Raw genomic sequence first — 15,881 nt, 5'->3', positions numbered from 1 at the left:
GCAGAGGGGCAGAGGGGCAGGGGAGCAGAGGAGCAGGGGAGAAAAACTAATGACTATTGCCTATTGCCTATTGCCTATTGCCTATTCATGAACCGTACCATCAGGCATGATTGCTCCTTCTAGTTCTGCATCTGTGAGAATTGCTCCTGTTAAGTCTGCCCCTCGCAGATTGGCTTTGCGGAGAATAGCACTATCTAGATTGGCATAACTCAGGTCTGCACCTTGCAAACTAGCTCCAGTTAAATCCGCCGCCAAATTTCCCCATTGTATTGTTTTACCCAAATTTGCCCTACATAGCTTTGCTCTATCTAAATTGGCATGATGTAGGCTAGTAGCTCTCAAGTCAGCGTAACTCAAATCTGCCCCACTCAAAACTGCGTATCCCAAATCTGTGCGCTGGTTGGAACTGGGACGCAGGTCTGCTTGAAATAGCAGAGAATTAGAGAGATTAGCACCATTTAAATTAGCACCGCATAAACTGGCTTTAATTAAGTTCGCTGATTCCAAGCGAGTTTTTACTAACTTTGCGCCTGTTAAATCAGCTTCCCTAAGAATGGCACGATATAAGTCTGCTGCACTCAAATCTATTCCCCAAAGAATGGATTCACTCAAATCAGCTGACTGTAGACAAGCTTGGCTGAGGTTGGTTTTCCCTAATCGTGTCTGACGCAAATCAGCATAGCTAAAATCTGCGCCTGTCAGGTTGACATTGGTTAATTCTGCTTCTTGTAAGTTGACGCGCTGAAAATTTCGTTTCCCAGCAGTATACTGTTTGAGAATATTATCCAAATCCATCATTAAATTCAAAAGAATTAAAAGTTTAAGAGCCGAATTTATGCTTTTTTGGTAGCCAAATAAAGACTACTATTTTTACTCAGAAGAAGCTACACAAAGCAGTGACAATCAATTTCTTGTATGACCAATTATAAATCGTTTTTTCTCCATTCTCCATTCCCTAATATCGACTAACACAACATTGAAACGCAGGAAGATGGTTATCTTGAGAAACATGGCGGAGTTGGGTGAAAGCAGCACGTAAATCTGCTTCCTGAACAAATTCTAAAAACTGGTCATACATTTTGACATTGGCTATTTCTGATTCTACTCCTGCTTGACACGCAGCTTGGAGAGTATCAGGTGCTGGGACATTTCCCATAAAAGTATCAGGAGGAATCGGTAGCCCGTATTTAGTAAATAGGTGATTCCACAAAGAAACGTGTCTATCTTCACCGTGAACAATATTGCTAAAAGGACGTACTTCCCCAAATTTGTTGATTACTGCTGTGTAAAAAGCACGGGCATAATATTCATCATTGATAGCATCAATCATTGCTTGTTGGGTTTTAGCATTCAACTCGGTGCGAGTATCAGCAGAAGTTTGGCTAATGGTGCTAGTGGAAGCTACAGCACACAAACCTCTGTTACCCCTGTGATTTACTCTGGATATTTGATGATTTATGTGGCGGTTTCTTTGACAATTCATCATCTCTTCCTCATTTTTTAGTTAGTGAGAATTTCATTCTGTATTCTTATTCAAAAAATCTCTTGGCTGATGTTTCTACTACTCTGTACTGGAATAGGTTCAACTAACGACAATCCCAAGAATTTCAACCCTATTCTTTCAAACCAAGGTACTGCTGCACCAAAGCGCATTTTGGCTAAAAAATACTTCTCAAACGCAGTCTTGGCCCAACTTACCCAAGTGCCACTCAAGGCTACAGCCCGCCGACGTTTACCTGTGATTAAATCCGGTAACACTGGGTTAGCGAGAAATAAAATTCCTGTCTTACCAAAGTCAGCAAAGCAAATGGCATCAAGTGTTGGTGTTACTGGCTGGGCAGAAATCACTCCTAATTCTATGGCAATATTATGTGCCACTGCCATGCCCATTGCTTCCGTCATCTGTCCTGTTTTTGGTACTCCCAATGGTAGAGGAGTCTCCTCTGGCAGTTTTATCTGTACAACCACTCCTACCGCGTAAATGGAAGGATATTCAGGATGTCTGTATGTAGGTAATACGGGAATAAAGCCATCAGGATTACTTAATCCTGGCACCTGACGTACAAAACGCGGCCCTCGGAAGGGCGGTAACAGCATTGAATAGGCAAAGGGTAATACTCTACCATTTCCCAGATGAATTTGGTTTGGCTCAATTGCTGTCACAGCAGCATTCTCGATGATTTCTACATCACGTTCTGCCATCATTTTTTTCACTAATTGGGCAGAATTCGCCATACCACCAATACCCAAGTGTCCAGCGTAGGGTTCCGGAGTGACAAAGGTAATCGATACTTGTTCTCGTAATCCCTTCTGCCGTAGAACGTAGTCTGTTAACATTGCAAATTCGTAGGCGGGGCCTAAACAACTCGTTTTCGGTAACGCCCCAACTACTATTGGCCCTGGTGCTAGGAGAAATTCTTGCCAAGCTTTGCCTGCCATCAACGCATGATGAGGATTACACACTGATTGTGTATATCCTTCGGGGCCTAGTCCAGATAACGCATCCAGTGCTAGTTCTGCTCCTGTGGCAATAATCAAATAATCGTAGGCAATGGTTTGCTCACCGCAGAATATCTCTTGGCTATGGGGATTTAATTTATCTACTCGCCCATGTATCCAATTAATATTCCTTTGTTTCAATCGGTGTTCCAGACTCATCTGAATAGAGTCCAGGGAAGTTAAGCCCAGTGCTACCCAAGGCAACGAAGGAATAAATGTAAAATTTGGTGACTCTGAAATCACGGTAACTTGGTGTTGCCTCGGAAGGATATGCCGTAATTCATAAGCGGTGGGTAAACCACCCAACCCTGCACCAACGATAACAATGTGAGCCATTGCAGGAAATCTCCAAATATTTGATTGTTTTGCTAGGAACGATAAGGGCTAAAGGCTACAGGCTACTTTGAGATTCTTCATCCAGGATTTTGGGATGCCATATCATAGATTGATTTCTATTATTATCATTCGTCAGCCATCAGAACTCTTGTATTACTTTTAATTAAGATACTGACGGCAAAAAAGCAGTAGGGAAGAGAGATTTTATTTGCTGAGTCGTTGGTATTTTTTTGATAAATCTCCCAAAAATTTTATATAACTATATAGTAGTATAATAAATAAATATTAGTAAAGAGTGAGAAAGTTTATGGATGATAGCTTGAGTCTGTCCAATCCTTCTATGTCTAGACGGCAGTTACTGAATTTCTTCTCTGGAGCCATTGTTGCAGCTACAGCCAGTGCTGCCTTATATCCAGCGACTAGGTTTTTCGTACCTCCAGCCGAAAACACTGATGCAGATGGTAGCATCCTCGCTAAAGACCAAATCGGTCATCCCATCCCAGCCAGTCAAATTTTAGCTGAAGCACCAGGAACACGGGCTTTAATCGCTGGATTGGCTGGTGAGCCTACCTATTTAACTGTTCGGGAAGATGGGACTCTTGAGCCAATGGGTATTGTTAATAACTGTACCCATTTGGGTTGTACTTTTCCTTGGAATCCTGTTGATGAACAGTTCCAATGTCCTTGTCATGGTTCTCGCTATGATGCCCAAGGTTCTGTAGAACGGGGACCTGCTAATCGTCCTCTGAAGTTGGTTCATGTGCAGGTTAAGGATGATTATGTTTGGATTTCGCCTTGGCAAGAAATAGACCCCCGGACTGGGGAAAAGCCTTGGTGGGTTTAAACGCGGAGGGGCGCGGAGGTTAACGCAGAGGGGCGCGGAGAGTTTTTTTAAGAGGAAATAGGTGAGAATATGCAGTTATCAAAAGGTAATGTTTCGGAACGTTTGGATCATGTTTATGATGCAATTATTGTTGGGGGTGGTGCTGGGGGGTTGTCGGCTGGTATTTATTTACAAAGATATCGGCTTTCAAGTCTAATTATTGATAAGGGTAAGGCGCGTTCTTTCTGGATGCAGGAATTACATAATTATCTGGGTTTGCCTCCTGATACTCCTGGGCGTGTGTTGTTGCAACAAGGTAAAAAGCATTATGACTCTTTGGATGGGGATTTTTTAAATGCTTATGTTGAGGAGGTGGTGGACGAGGGCAATACTTTTGCGGTGCGGGTGAAAGTTGGTCGTCAAAATAGTATTTACTCTGTGTTGCGCGCTAAGTACCTGATTGCGGCTAGTGGGATTATTGACCATCTGCCACCTTTGGAAAATATGCAGAATGTGTTTGAATACGCTGGCTATAACTTACACGTTTGTATGGTGTGCGATGGCTATGAAATGGCTGATAAACTATGCGGGTTTTTTGCAGGAAGTGAGGCCAGTATTGAGGAAATGGTGTTTAATTTGAGTTGGTTTACGCCCTACATTACTATCTTTACTCATGGATTATTTACTGTGAGTGCAGAATTACGTTCTAAATTGCAGCAGTATGGTTATCGCTTGGTGGAAACACCAATTAAGCAATTTTTGGGTAAAAACCATCACATGACAGGTGTGGAATTGGTGGATGGTGCGGTGGTTGAGTTGGCAACTGGTTTAATCTCAATGGGTTCGCGTTATCACAATACCTATCTAGAAAAGTTTAATTTGGAGCGAAAAGGGGGATATTTAGTAACAGACCAGATGGGACGGACTTCTCACCCGCGCATTTTTGCGATTGGAGACTTGAAGGTAGGCTTAAATCAAGTGGTGATTGCTGCGGGTGATGGCGCATTGGCTGCAACGCAGATTTGGCGGGAAATTCGCCGTGCTGTCGGTGCTAGACCTTGGCTGTCAAATCTGCCATCAGCTCTGCAACAGAGATGATGCGCTCAGTATGAGTGACATTAGCACCGGAGAAAATTAAACCATTTTCCACGTCACCACGGGCAGCTTGAGCTAGGGCATTAAGTAGGCAATAGGTTTTACCTTTGTCTCGAAATAGACAGATTTCTAAACAGTTGGCAATACATCGCCGTTGCTGTGATGAATCTGTCATAATCTGCTCTGCAAAGGAATTGCGTAATGCCCGGCTGGGTTTGCCTACGGGACTGGGTACTGTGACGATATCTTCGGCGTTCGCTTGTAAATGACGTTCTTTATAACTCTGATGGGCATCACATTCAATTGTGGTGATGAAACGAGTACCCATTTGTACGCCATCCGCTCCCATTGCTAACATTTGATCAATATCGTTGCGATCGCTAACTCCACCTGTCACAATCAACGGTATCCTCACACCCATTTTTTCGGTTAAATATTCCCGTACTTGCGAAATTACCCACCCAATGGAAAACCCTGGAATGTTTATCTGTTCACATTGGGTAAAATGTCCCCCTACTTTCTGGCAATTTTCTAAAATTAAGGCATCGGGTAGGCGATTATATCGACTTTTCCATGTCTGACACAGATACTGTGCTGAGTCTACATTGGCGACAGTCGGCACCAGGGCAACATCAGGATAATCGGCGGTGTACTCTGGTAAAGTTAAGGGCAATGCTCCCCCTGTAACAATCAGATTTGCTCCCTCGGCTGCTGCTGTTTGGGCTAACACGGAGTAATCTTTAGTACCGACAAGAATATTGACACCTATCACACCATCGGGGCTGATGTGGCGGGCTTTGGCTAATTCATCAATTAAAGCCAGTCGATTGGCTGTAAAAAAACTACTGCGTTGACGTGGATTAAAGTAGGGAGAATCTAAACCTATTCCCAAAGAAGCAATCATCCCCACACCTCCAGCGTTGGCAACTGCTCCAGCCAATTTCGCGCCAGATACCCGCACCGCCATTGCAGCTTGCATGATGGGATAGCGGGCAATATGTTGACCAATCCGCAAGGGAGGGAGGATGTGGTTCATGACAGATTTGCTCATTTATTAACTAAATAACTGAAAAGTAATCTTACCATCTCAGTGTGCCTTTTTATGGCTATAGAGCTTCTATACCCAGAAGCACAAGTTTAAAATTGCCTCTTGACAACTCTACAACTATACAGTTATATAATTGATATACGACAAATTACACCAATTCACCGAAAGCTACAGATGCTTTCCCTGACAACTCAGGCTGCATCTGACTTTCTTAATTACGTAGACACTACTCTTTCCGTACCCCTCTGTTGAAAAAGGCAGGAGGCAGAGGGCAGAAGGCAGAAGGTTCAAGTCAGAAGGGGATTCAAACCCCTTCTGACTTGTAGCCACTGAACAAAAGTTCAGAGGGGGCTTTAAACCCTTACTCCCTTCCGGTCGTGGCAGAGGACAGGAGTCAGTATTTCCTTCTGCCTCCTGCCTCCTGCCCTCTGCCTTTCTTGGTAAAGCTAGCTACGTAATTATGAATTGGTTGTATTTCCCTCTATTCGCACTCATAACCAAATATGACAACACTTTTAGAACAGCGCAGTAGCACAAACTTATGGGATAGATTCTGTAACTGGATCACCAGTACAGAAAATCGGATGTATATTGGCTGGTTTGGCGTGATCCTGATTCCCACGGCTTTAACTGCGGCGATTGTCTTTATTCTGGCGTTTATTGCTGCCCCTCCTGTGGATGTAGACGGTATCCGCGAACCTGTTTCTGGTTCATTGCTCTACGGCAATAACCTCATCACTGCTACCGTAGTTCCCACTTCGGCGGCGATTGGTTTGCACTTGTACCCCATCTGGGAAGCAGCTTCTTTGGATGAATGGCTATACAATGGCGGCCCTTACCAAATGATTGTGTTGCACTTCCTGACTGCTATCTATGCTTATATGGGTCGGCAATGGGAATTAAGCTACCGTTTAGGAATGCGTCCTTGGATTCCTGTGGCTTTTTCTGCTCCCGTTGCGGCTGCTACAGCTGTGTTGTTGATTTATCCCATCGGGCAAGGTAGTTTTTCTGATGGCATGATGTTGGGTATTTCCGGCACATTCAACTTTATGATTGTGTTTTCACCGGAACACAATATTCTCATGCACCCATTTCACATGATTGGTGTGGCTGGAGTGTTTGGTGGGGCTTTGTTCTCTGCAATGCACGGTTCTTTGGTAACTTCTACACTGGTGAAGGAAACATCAGAAGCAGAATCAGCTAATGCTGGTTATAAGTTTGGTCAAGAAGAAGAAACCTACAACATTGTAGCGGCGCACGGTTACTTTGGACGGTTAATCTTCCAATATGCCAGCTTTAATAACTCACGTTCTTTACACTTCTTCCTAGCTGCTTGGCCTGTAGTTGGTATTTGGTTTGCGGCTTTGGGTATCAGCACCATGTCGTTTAACTTGAATGGATTCAACTTCAATAACTCGATTTTGGATCACCAAGGACGCACCATTGATACCTGGGCAGATTTGTTAAACAGAGCCAATCTAGGAATTGAAGTGATGCACGAGCGCAATGCTCACAACTTCCCTCTAGACTTAGCATCTGGTGAAGCTCAACCAATTGCCCTTGCTGCTCCGTCCATTGCTAGCTAGTTGCTTACTTTTATACTGCTTGGTACTCCAGCACCCTAGAATTAGGGTGCTTTTTTTTGGTTAAAAAATCGTTTTTGTGTTCTGTAAAGCTTTGAGATTTTCGGCTTGTTGTAGGATTCGTTCGCTAATGCGATCGCACACTAATTCACAAAGCTCAAAAATCATCGGATCGGCAATCTCATAAAAAGCACTCGTACCTTTGGGTTGACGAATGACAATCCCGGCTTGGGTTAAAACTTTCAGGTGCTTGGACAGATTTGCTTGTCCCAAACCAGTAGCTTCTGTTAGTTCCATCACATTCATCGGCCCTGATTTAAGACACGCTAAAATTTGCAGCCGACTCGCCTCCGATAGCATTTTAAAATAGTCAGCAACTGCCGCAAATATATCTGAATCAGCCTGAGATGGCTTATTTTTCGGCATAGGCAGATTCAATAGTCAATAATAAAATAGTTGAATAACTAATTAGTATTATAAACATCTCATGGGGCGAGGATAGGGGACTGAGGACTGGGAGAAGAAGTAATGACTAAACTACACAAAAATTTACTAATTGTATTAGGTGCAGCATTTATCATTTTAGGCTTGATGGGTTGTAATCGCCTGTTTGGTGTATCAGGAGACTTGGTTGAGCGAGTTAGTGACGGTGATACTTTATTAATTAGAGATGCCAAGGGTAATAAATTTACTGTGCGCTTTGCTTGTATGGATGCGCCAGAAATACCCCATTCTCGTCAAGAAAAGGCTAGTAAAAGAGCTGGCGATCGCAATCAATTTAATTGGGGTGTGAAAGCACAAACAAGATTAGAGCAATTGGTTAGACAAAATGGCGATCGCGTTACCTTGAAGATTACGGATAGCGATCGTTATGGACGCAAAGTTGCAGAGGTACGATTACAAGATGGTACTTTTGTCCAACAAGTTTTGTTACAGGAAGGATTAGCTAAGGTTTATCGTCCCTATTTAAACAAGTGTCCTAGTAAAGAATTAGTGCAGCAAGCAGAAGCTCAAGCGCAGCAGCAGAAAGTTGGGATTTGGGGTGATGCTAAATTTATTAACCCGTGGGAATATCGCAGTTTTAATAAGAGAAAATAGCTGAGAGTGCGAAGGAGAAACAAGCAGGCTATTAGAATACAGGTAGCGATCGCTTTGATAATTTCTCAATATATAAATTATTCAAGGGAAATTACTCAAAAACGCTTCGCTCAGTTAATAGACGGCGCAAAGCAGGTTTATCTGTTGTTGGAGAATCAAGGACATTTTGAAAAGATTGCCATTGCTCATCATCTAGTGCAAATACTTTACGATTTATTAAAGTATCTTGAGCATCAATTAAACCGTGTTCTAACAAAAATTCATTCACATTTTTATTACTTTCAACAGCAGCTTGCTGCAATAGTTTTTTGTCGCTAGAACTTGTACATATATCAATCCTTTCGGGTCTAGACTCAAATGAGTAACTCATAACTTAAATTTAGATGGATTTTATTATCAACACCTAAGTTAACATAAACACATTTGCTTCAAAAATAGAGTATCAATCTTTGTTATTCTTTAATTTATAAGCTGTTGCTGTCCGAAGTTTGCCTGATTGAGTCGGATTCATCCAAGTTTCTAAGCGACTAAAAGCTTGGGAAGAAAGCAGAGTTAAACATAAGTAAAATATGGCAACTGCTGCGTAAATTTCAAAGGGGCGATAATTAGCAGCTACAATCAATTGTCCTTTGCGAAATAATTCTTCAAACCCAATCACCGCTACTAAGCTAGTATCTTTCAATAGACTAATAAATTCATTACCTAAAGGTGGTAACATTCGCCGGAATGCTTGGGGAAAAATTACCAAGCGCATGGTTAATAGAGGATTTAAGCCTAATGATTTGGCTGCTTCTGCTTGTCCTGGTTCAATTGATTGGATTCCAGCACGGACAATTTCAGCAATGTAAGCTGCACAATTTAAACTTAAGGCAATTACCCCAGCCGCTAATCTGTCAAATGTAAAAGTCAAGTTCAGTTCTTGAAGAATGGCTGGGATGCCAAAATAAATCATAAAAATTTGTACGAGTAATGGCGTTCCCCGAAAGAAATCAACATAAGCTCTCGCCAGCCAGCGTACAGGAGCAATTTTGGAGAGGCGAACAATACCAATTAAGGAACCTCCAATTAAACCCAGCACGACGGAAATAACTGTGAGTTGGAGAGTAACTAACGCACCTTGTAATAAAGTTGGTAAAGCCTGAAAAATTACGCCTATTGAGTTAAATATTCCCTCGTTACTTGTGTTTTCTTGATTTTCAAACGGTGATTTATCTGGTAATTGTGGCGGTGTAGCTTTAAACCATTTTTGATAAATTTGGGCATAAGTGCCATTTTTTAATACTGTATCTAGTCCGTTATTTATAAGTGCTAAATTGGGTGAATTTTGGGCTGTAGCAATGCCGTAATATTCTTCTGTTAATAATTGTTCTACAACTTTAATGCCTTTGAGATTACCTGTATTGATGGCATATAAAGTTACTGGTGCATCATTAATGACTGCATCTACATTGCCATTGAGTAATTCTTGTAAGGCTAAAGGCGCAGAATCAAAACTGCGAATTTCTGCACCAGGGATACTTTTAGCTTTTTCTGCGCCAGTTGTACCAATTTGGACGGCGATTTTTTTATTGTTGAGACGATCAAAACCTGTAATTTCTGGATTATTTTGACGAATAGCGATCGCTAATCCGGCTTTAAAATAAGGACGGGAGAAAGCCACAGTCTTAGCGCGTTCGGCGGTGATAGTAATGGAACTAATGGCTGCATCTACGGTTTTGGCTTGTAAGGCTGGGATGATGCCGTCAAATGGCAGACTTTGGAAGTTAACTTTAAAGTTAGCAGAGGAAGCGATCGCATTCATCAAGTCAATGGAAAAACCCTGTAACTCTCCACCTTGTCCTTGAAACTCAAAAGGCGGAAATGCTGGTTCAGTCGCCACCCGCAAAGTTTTACTAGCACTCAGATTTACACTACAACCAGAGAGTAAAACACAACTCAAACATACAACCAGAAACCAGCGCAGCCAATGCCTCAAACTGAATCTAGCCATATGATTTTTACCCTCCTGAGTGCTGAGTAATGAGTAATGAGTAATGAGTAATGAGTAATGAGTGATGAGTGATGAGTGATGAGTAATGAGTGTATGCTGAATCTGTACAGGTTACAACCTGCTACTTTGACAAAACACCGGGAATAGGGAGTAGAGAGTGGGGATTGGGTGTAGGGTTATGGGGGTGTATTGGAAACAAACTAATGACTAATGACGTGTTTCTTTGATTTTTTCCAAGTATGTAACTGCACAAGTCGGAGACTCAGCACTCATGACTCAGCACTCACAACTCCTAAAGATATTCTCGTAAGAAATCAAAGGGGTCGTCTTCCCAACATGGTTCCGGTATCATTAACAGCAAGTTACTGTTGATGTCAGCTTCAATATCTTCGCTGTCTTGTCTATCAAACAGTTCGATAAGAACTTTCCAGTCTCTTTCTCGCAGAGAAGTAAATACTGGTGCGTAAGTCTGTGGATGGCTAGGATAAGTCACAGGCGAAATTTGAGTCAAATGATACAAAAAGTTAGTCTTGAGACTGGCAAACAATCATATTTTAACTTGCACAATTGAAATCTCAAATATGCAGCGATTTGCTTTTACTTATCAGATATTTTTACTTAGCAGCAAATCGCACCTATTACATCATTACAGCTAAATTTACACAAAACAGCACAATTATTTCATAATTTCTTCGACAATTTCTATACCAAATACTTCCGTAAAAGCCTGGACAATATGACTGCGTACTTCTGCACAGGTAATTCCCGGAATCCATTCGGCTAAACTGCCTACAGGTTTATCTGCAATACCGCAGGGAACAATACGCCCAAAGCCTGTCATATCTGGACAAACATTTAAGGCGAAACCGTGCATGGTAATCCAACGGCTAACTTTAATGCCAATAGCTGCAACTTTACGTCCTTCTAACCATACCCCAGTTAAAGACGGGATGCGATCGCCTGACAACCCATAAACTGCTAATACGCGAATGATGACTTCTTCTAATTGTCGCAAGTACCAATGCAAATCTTTACAATAGCGTTGCAGATTTAAAATTGGATACCCGACTAATTGTCCAGGACAGTGGTAAGTCACTTCGCCGCCGCGTTCAGTTCTATATATCGCGAACTGATTTTGAGCGATATCAAATTTGAGAAATTCGGAATTACTGCCCTGTCCCAAAGTATAGACAGGGGGATGTTCTAGCAAGATTAACACATCATCTAGGTGGGGATTGTGAACACGTTCAGCCAGGAGCGATTTTTGCCACTCATGGGCTTCTTGGTATGGCATCAATCCTTTGTTATATAACAAACAGCGTTTTACCTGAGCTTCTTTACTATGGATCATGCCAAAAATCAACTGTGTTTACAACTAAATATATTTCAACTTACGGGCTGAGAGTCAACAATTGTCAAGCTATGCAAAGGATTTTAAAGGAACATCAAGGGAATCATCTGTAGGAAAAACAAAGTGCTAGTTTGAATATATAAACACAAAGGTGTTGGGAGGAATTCTCTACAATAAGCATCACGCCAAGAGAAGAGGAATAAATGTACTGGCTGATGAATCTCATGAATTGTCTACATCTTAAAAACTTGTGTATTCTAACAACAGCAAACAAATCTCCTTTAACAAACCAGAAGTAACTACTACCAGTTATGTAAAGTTTGTTTTGATGCGTCAGGTAGTCAAAACAGTGATGAATGAGGCTACCTTAATTGAGAAAATGGCGCGACTATCTAATTGTCTAGCAATCAGTTAGAGTCAGCGCAGAAATACAGGAGAAATATCAAGAATATACATGAGAATACTATTAAGATGCCAAGTAATTAGAGAAAACAGACTACAAGTACATTAAAACAGTTCCCATTAGGTGCTGGTGCAGTGATATAACTTACCGCAATCTCTTTTCATACAAAGACAACATCACATTAAATATTGAGCTATCGAGCGGGAGAGTTTACATGAAGCTTGTCATCCACGGCAAAAATATTGAAATTACCGATGCGATTCGAGAATATGTGCATCAAAAAATTGAAAAGGCAGTTAATCACTTTCAGAACATCACAAACGAAGTGGATGTCCACCTTAGCGTAGCTCGCAATCCCCGAATTAACCCTAAACAAGCGGCTGAAGTCACTATCTATGCAAACGGTAGTGTGATCCGCGCCGAGGAGAGCAGCGAAAACCTATACGCAAGTATTGATTTAGTAGCAGATAAAATTTCCCGACAACTGCGTAAATATAAAGAAAGAAGGCAAGATAAGAAAACTCAAGCTCAACCCACTAACGAAGTCGTTGTACCCCAACCAGTGGTTGCAGATTTAATCGGCGATCGCACTCCCGAACTTCCAGAAGAAGTAGTGCGTACTAAATACTTTTCCATGCCACCAATGACTTTGGCAGAGGCTTTAGAACAGCTGCAACTGGTGGGACATGATTTTTATATGTTCCGTAATGCCGAAACTGGTGAAATTAACGTCATTTATGAACGCAATCATGGCGGTTATGGCGTGATTCAACCCCGGAATAATAACGGTCATACCCATCATACCAACGGTAAAAATGGTAAGGTAGCCGTTAATATGGTTATGCCAGAAAAGTCCCACAGTAAATAAATCGAAAGCCAAAATCTAAAAGGTAAAAGGTAAAAGAAAAAATCTTTTACCTTTTATTAGTGGCTACGGTGTACACACAAGTCGAAAATTTTCACACTGAAACCATATCCCGCCTAGAACTAAAGTTCTAGGCTAATAGCGAAAGTCCACTCAAGTGGACTAGATGAAATAACATGATATGAATTCTTACATTTAAGAAACAGAAACTTTTGCCTTTAATGTAAAAATTTTCTCAATTATATCTTCCACAACTTTATCTGGTGTTGAAGCACCAGAAGTTACTCCCACAACAATTTCTCCTTCTGGTAGCCAGTTTTCTGAAATGACTAAATCCCCAGTTAATTGTCGATGTTCAATAGAGGTTCTAGATTTAATTCGCTCTACACTATCGATGTGATATGACGGCAATCCCCTTTCCTGAGAAATTTGTTGTAATTGGGTAGTATTGGAAGAATTAAACCCACCAATGACAATCATCAAATCTAATTTGTCTTTGACTAATTCCAACATGGCATCTTGCCGTTCTTGGGTAGCATCACAAATAGTATTGAAGCTTTGGAAATGTTGATTTAATTCAGCCGGGCCATACTTTTGCATCATGGTACGCTCAAACAGTTTACCAATCTGCTCCGTTTCACCTTTAAGCATAGTGGTTTGGTTAGCAATCCCCACTCGTTCTAAATCCTGATCAGGATCAAATCCTGCTGAACAAGCTTTGGCAAACTTTTGTAAAAATTCCTCGCGATCGCCACCATGTAAAATGTAGTCGGCTACATATTGTGCTTCTTTTAAATTAAGAACAATTAAATATTTACCAGCGAAAGAACTGGTGGCGATAGTTTCTTCATGCTTATATTTACCGTGAATAATTGAGGTATACTCACCTTTTTTGTGCTTTTCGACAGTATTCCAAACTTTTGACACCCAAGGACAGGTAGTATCAACAATTTGACAGCCCTTATCATTGAGAATCTGCATTTCTTGGACGCTGGCACCAAAAGCAGGTAATATCACCACATCCTTGTTGCCAACCACAGAAAAATCTTTTTTACCTCCATCAACTGGGATGAATCCCACTTGCATCTCCTGCATTCTGTGATTGACAGAAGGATTATGGATAATTTCGTTAGTAATCCAGATGCGTTCCGTGGGGAAGTGCTTGCGGGTTTCGTAAGCCATAGCCACAGCGCGTTCTACACCCCAACAAAAACCAAAAGCTTGAGCCAAGCGGATAGTGACATCACCTCTTTGCAGAGTGTAGTTGCGATCGCGAATTTCTTGGATTAAGTTACTTTGATACTCAGATTGCAATTGGGTAGCCACTTCAGCCTGATGGCCAAACCCTTTACGGTTGTAATTTTCTGAATGTTGCAGTGAACGTTTAAAAGCTTTTGTATCCATTTGGTTTATTTTGTTAATGTCTCCTCCTTATGATTTTCTCGCGCCAAGACGCAATTTAGTTAACCAGATAGAGACATCGGGAAATTTTTTCTCATGATTCACTTGATTCTTCCTCCCCTGCTCCCCCTGCTCACCAAAGCAATAGGATATTTTTTTAGTTGGAAGTTCCTAACTTTCCCCATTTATCGCTGAAGGTAACTGCAACCTGATTTTGTGACTCTAGCCAACGTTCAGCATCAATAGCTGCCATACAACCAGTTCCTACAGCAGTTGCGGCTTGTCGATACACATAGTCTTGAGCATCACCACTGGCAAACACACCAGCAATATTTGTATATGTTGAACCAGGGAGGGTACTGATATAGCCTTTATTATCTATATCTAGGTATCCCTGAAAAATTCTTGTATTCGGCTGATAACCTATGGCAATAAATAAACCTGCTACCGATAGGATATATGTTTCTTCAGTTTCTCGATTTTTGAGCAGCAGTCCTTCTACTTCGTCTTCTCCCAAAACATCTTCGACTGATGTATTCCAGATAAAGTTGATCTTTTCTTTAGCAAAAGCACGCTCCTGTAAAATTTTAGAAGCTCGCAGTTGTTTTCGTCGGTGAATTACGTAAACTTTAGAACAAAACCGCGTCAAGAAGATGGCATCTTCTATCGCCGTATCCCCACCACCCACAATGGCAACTTCCTGTTCTTGGAAAAAAGCAGCATCGCAGGTAGCACAGGATGACACCCCATGACCCAGAAGCCTTTTTTCGTTTTCTAATCCCAGGTATTTGGGACTAGCACCAGTAGCGATAATCACAGCATCAGCCAGCAAGACTTGATCATCATCCAAGATGAGGCGAAATGGTCGCCGGGAAAAATCTACGGATGTAATCATGCCATAACGAAATTCTGTACCAAAGCGAGCTGCTTGTGCTTCAAAATGCTGCATTAATTCTGGCCCTAGAATCCCATTGACAAAGCCCGGATAGTTTTCTACCTCTGTAGTAGTTGCCAGTTGACCTCCAGGTTCTGATCCTCTAATCACTAATGGCTTCAGGTTAGCTCGTGCGGTATAAATAGCAGCAGTTAATCCAGCTGAACCAGCACCGATAATAATCACTTGACGATGCTCGGAATTTAAAACATTCATTGTTGAATATTGTCTCTCAAGAAATTTGAGAGTAGGTAAAATTAATGTTTCTCCTGTTTCAGGATCACAACTCAACGCTATCAATACTCAAAAGGCTTGACCTCCCTCTTGTGCAAGACTATGTAGCATCATCATTGTGCCGTGAGGTAGAACGAGTCTATCTTGGATATTTTTGTAATCAAGTAAATTAGGCTACAACCTTCTTCTCTCCTGCCTTTGCCTTATACCAACTACAAATT

At 41.6% G+C, this 15,881-nt stretch carries 17 protein-coding genes; 6 read left to right on the top strand and 11 right to left on the bottom strand.

Annotated elements, in window-relative coordinates; translation table 11 throughout:
- Positions 1-81: 81 nt before the first annotated feature.
- From hetL to NOS7524_RS05380, 3 genes are all read right to left on the bottom strand, one after another.
- Positions 82-795, bottom strand: a complete 714-nt coding sequence (hetL, locus tag NOS7524_RS05390; RefSeq protein WP_041555181.1) for a heterocyst differentiation pentapeptide repeat protein HetL — start codon at positions 793-795, stop codon at positions 82-84.
- A 160-nt stretch (positions 796-955) separates the two neighbouring features.
- A complete protein-coding gene (locus NOS7524_RS05385; RefSeq protein WP_235622401.1) occupies positions 956-1,486 on the bottom strand; it encodes a ferritin-like domain-containing protein in 531 nt (176 codons plus the stop codon).
- Positions 1,487-1,533: 47 nt separating this feature from the next.
- Positions 1,534-2,835 (bottom strand): NAD(P)/FAD-dependent oxidoreductase, encoded by a 1,302-nt coding sequence (locus NOS7524_RS05380; RefSeq protein WP_015137464.1) that lies wholly within the window; start codon positions 2,833-2,835, stop codon positions 1,534-1,536.
- A gap of 307 nt (positions 2,836-3,142) precedes the next feature.
- On the opposite strand from NOS7524_RS05380, the gene petC reads away from it, so the two are divergent.
- Together petC and NOS7524_RS05370 are read left to right on the top strand one after the other, a co-directional pair.
- Positions 3,143-3,679, top strand: a complete 537-nt coding sequence (gene petC / locus NOS7524_RS05375) for a cytochrome b6-f complex iron-sulfur subunit (protein ID WP_015137463.1) — start codon at positions 3,143-3,145, stop codon at positions 3,677-3,679.
- Between the two features lie 69 nt (positions 3,680-3,748).
- Positions 3,749-4,756, top strand: coding sequence for an NAD(P)/FAD-dependent oxidoreductase (locus NOS7524_RS05370; RefSeq protein ID WP_015137462.1), 1,008 nt, complete (start codon positions 3,749-3,751; stop codon positions 4,754-4,756).
- On the opposite strand, the gene NOS7524_RS05365 is transcribed toward NOS7524_RS05370, so the two are convergent.
- The gene (locus NOS7524_RS05365; RefSeq protein ID WP_015137461.1) at positions 4,710-5,789 is read right to left on the bottom strand and encodes an NAD(P)H-dependent flavin oxidoreductase; all 1,080 of its coding nucleotides are present in this window, start codon (positions 5,787-5,789) and stop codon (positions 4,710-4,712) included. The two genes, NOS7524_RS05370 and NOS7524_RS05365, sit on opposite strands and share 47 nt — an antisense overlap.
- 515 nt (positions 5,790-6,304) lie before the next feature.
- Here NOS7524_RS05365 and psbA point away from each other — a divergent pair.
- The gene (gene psbA / locus NOS7524_RS05360) at positions 6,305-7,387 is read left to right on the top strand and encodes a photosystem II q(b) protein (RefSeq protein ID WP_015137460.1); all 1,083 of its coding nucleotides are present in this window, start codon (positions 6,305-6,307) and stop codon (positions 7,385-7,387) included.
- 60 nt (positions 7,388-7,447) lie between these two features.
- Here the strand turns inward: psbA and NOS7524_RS05355 are convergent, their stop codons facing one another.
- Positions 7,448-7,810: an ArsR/SmtB family transcription factor gene (locus tag NOS7524_RS05355; protein WP_015137459.1), complete on the bottom strand. Its 363-nt coding sequence runs from the start codon at positions 7,808-7,810 to the stop codon at positions 7,448-7,450.
- Positions 7,811-7,912: 102 nt separating this feature from the next.
- On the opposite strand from NOS7524_RS05355, the gene NOS7524_RS05350 reads away from it, so the two are divergent.
- Positions 7,913-8,482, top strand: a complete 570-nt coding sequence (locus NOS7524_RS05350; protein ID WP_015137458.1) for a thermonuclease family protein — start codon at positions 7,913-7,915, stop codon at positions 8,480-8,482.
- Between the two features lie 91 nt (positions 8,483-8,573).
- Here the strand turns inward: NOS7524_RS05350 and NOS7524_RS05345 are convergent, their stop codons facing one another.
- The 4 genes from NOS7524_RS05345 to lipB all read right to left on the bottom strand — a co-directional run bounded on the left by NOS7524_RS05345 (position 8,574) and on the right by lipB (position 11,823).
- The gene (locus NOS7524_RS05345) at positions 8,574-8,852 is read right to left on the bottom strand and encodes a type II toxin-antitoxin system TacA family antitoxin (protein WP_015137457.1); all 279 of its coding nucleotides are present in this window, start codon (positions 8,850-8,852) and stop codon (positions 8,574-8,576) included.
- A gap of 72 nt (positions 8,853-8,924) precedes the next feature.
- The gene (locus NOS7524_RS05340) at positions 8,925-10,472 is read right to left on the bottom strand and encodes an ABC transporter permease subunit (RefSeq protein WP_015137456.1); all 1,548 of its coding nucleotides are present in this window, start codon (positions 10,470-10,472) and stop codon (positions 8,925-8,927) included.
- A 292-nt stretch (positions 10,473-10,764) separates the two neighbouring features.
- A complete protein-coding gene (locus NOS7524_RS28205; protein ID WP_144050926.1) occupies positions 10,765-10,974 on the bottom strand; it encodes a hypothetical protein in 210 nt (69 codons plus the stop codon).
- Between the two features lie 174 nt (positions 10,975-11,148).
- On the bottom strand, positions 11,149-11,823 hold the full coding sequence (gene lipB / locus NOS7524_RS05335; protein ID WP_015137454.1) for a lipoyl(octanoyl) transferase LipB: 675 nt from the start codon (positions 11,821-11,823) through the stop codon (positions 11,149-11,151).
- 250 nt (positions 11,824-12,073) lie between these two features.
- On the opposite strand from lipB, the gene NOS7524_RS29855 reads away from it, so the two are divergent.
- Both NOS7524_RS29855 and hpf read left to right on the top strand, forming a co-directional pair.
- The gene (locus tag NOS7524_RS29855) at positions 12,074-12,238 is read left to right on the top strand and encodes a hypothetical protein (protein ID WP_171815350.1); all 165 of its coding nucleotides are present in this window, start codon (positions 12,074-12,076) and stop codon (positions 12,236-12,238) included.
- A 202-nt stretch (positions 12,239-12,440) separates the two neighbouring features.
- Positions 12,441-13,094, top strand: coding sequence for a ribosome hibernation-promoting factor, HPF/YfiA family (gene hpf / locus NOS7524_RS05330; protein ID WP_015137453.1), 654 nt, complete (start codon positions 12,441-12,443; stop codon positions 13,092-13,094).
- A 192-nt stretch (positions 13,095-13,286) separates the two neighbouring features.
- Here the strand turns inward: hpf and NOS7524_RS05325 are convergent, their stop codons facing one another.
- Positions 13,287-14,495, bottom strand: a complete 1,209-nt coding sequence (locus tag NOS7524_RS05325) for a 4-hydroxy-3-methylbut-2-enyl diphosphate reductase (protein WP_015137452.1) — start codon at positions 14,493-14,495, stop codon at positions 13,287-13,289.
- Between the two features lie 154 nt (positions 14,496-14,649).
- Positions 14,650-15,642: a thioredoxin-disulfide reductase gene (trxB, locus tag NOS7524_RS05320; RefSeq protein WP_015137451.1), complete on the bottom strand. Its 993-nt coding sequence runs from the start codon at positions 15,640-15,642 to the stop codon at positions 14,650-14,652.
- Between the last annotated feature and the right edge of the window lie 239 nt (positions 15,643-15,881).

The organism is Nostoc sp. PCC 7524 (assembly GCF_000316645.1).
Lineage (GTDB): Bacteria > Cyanobacteriota > Cyanobacteriia > Cyanobacteriales > Nostocaceae > Trichormus.
This window is presented reverse-complemented; position numbering and strand designations above follow the sequence as displayed.

Bases quoted from the DNA above. Each gene is read 5' to 3' on its own strand.
- hetL (WP_041555181.1), bottom strand. From the start codon at position 795: ATGGATTTGGATAATATTCTCAAACAGTATACTGCTGGGAAACGAAAT.
- NOS7524_RS05385 (WP_235622401.1), bottom strand. From the start codon at position 1,486: ATGATGAATTGTCAAAGAAACCGCCACATAAATCATCAAATATCCAGA.
- NOS7524_RS05380 (WP_015137464.1), bottom strand. From the start codon at position 2,835: ATGGCTCACATTGTTATCGTTGGTGCAGGGTTGGGTGGTTTACCCACC.
- petC (WP_015137463.1), top strand. From the start codon at position 3,143: ATGGATGATAGCTTGAGTCTGTCCAATCCTTCTATGTCTAGACGGCAG.
- NOS7524_RS05370 (WP_015137462.1), top strand. From the start codon at position 3,749: ATGCAGTTATCAAAAGGTAATGTTTCGGAACGTTTGGATCATGTTTAT.
- NOS7524_RS05365 (WP_015137461.1), bottom strand. From the start codon at position 5,789: ATGAACCACATCCTCCCTCCCTTGCGGATTGGTCAACATATTGCCCGC.
- psbA (WP_015137460.1), top strand. From the start codon at position 6,305: ATGACAACACTTTTAGAACAGCGCAGTAGCACAAACTTATGGGATAGA.
- NOS7524_RS05355 (WP_015137459.1), bottom strand. From the start codon at position 7,810: ATGCCGAAAAATAAGCCATCTCAGGCTGATTCAGATATATTTGCGGCA.
- NOS7524_RS05350 (WP_015137458.1), top strand. From the start codon at position 7,913: ATGACTAAACTACACAAAAATTTACTAATTGTATTAGGTGCAGCATTT.
- NOS7524_RS05345 (WP_015137457.1), bottom strand. From the start codon at position 8,852: ATGAGTTACTCATTTGAGTCTAGACCCGAAAGGATTGATATATGTACA.
- NOS7524_RS05340 (WP_015137456.1), bottom strand. From the start codon at position 10,472: ATGGCTAGATTCAGTTTGAGGCATTGGCTGCGCTGGTTTCTGGTTGTA.
- lipB (WP_015137454.1), bottom strand. From the start codon at position 11,823: ATGATCCATAGTAAAGAAGCTCAGGTAAAACGCTGTTTGTTATATAAC.
- hpf (WP_015137453.1), top strand. From the start codon at position 12,441: ATGAAGCTTGTCATCCACGGCAAAAATATTGAAATTACCGATGCGATT.
- NOS7524_RS05325 (WP_015137452.1), bottom strand. From the start codon at position 14,495: ATGGATACAAAAGCTTTTAAACGTTCACTGCAACATTCAGAAAATTAC.
- trxB (WP_015137451.1), bottom strand. From the start codon at position 15,642: ATGAATGTTTTAAATTCCGAGCATCGTCAAGTGATTATTATCGGTGCT.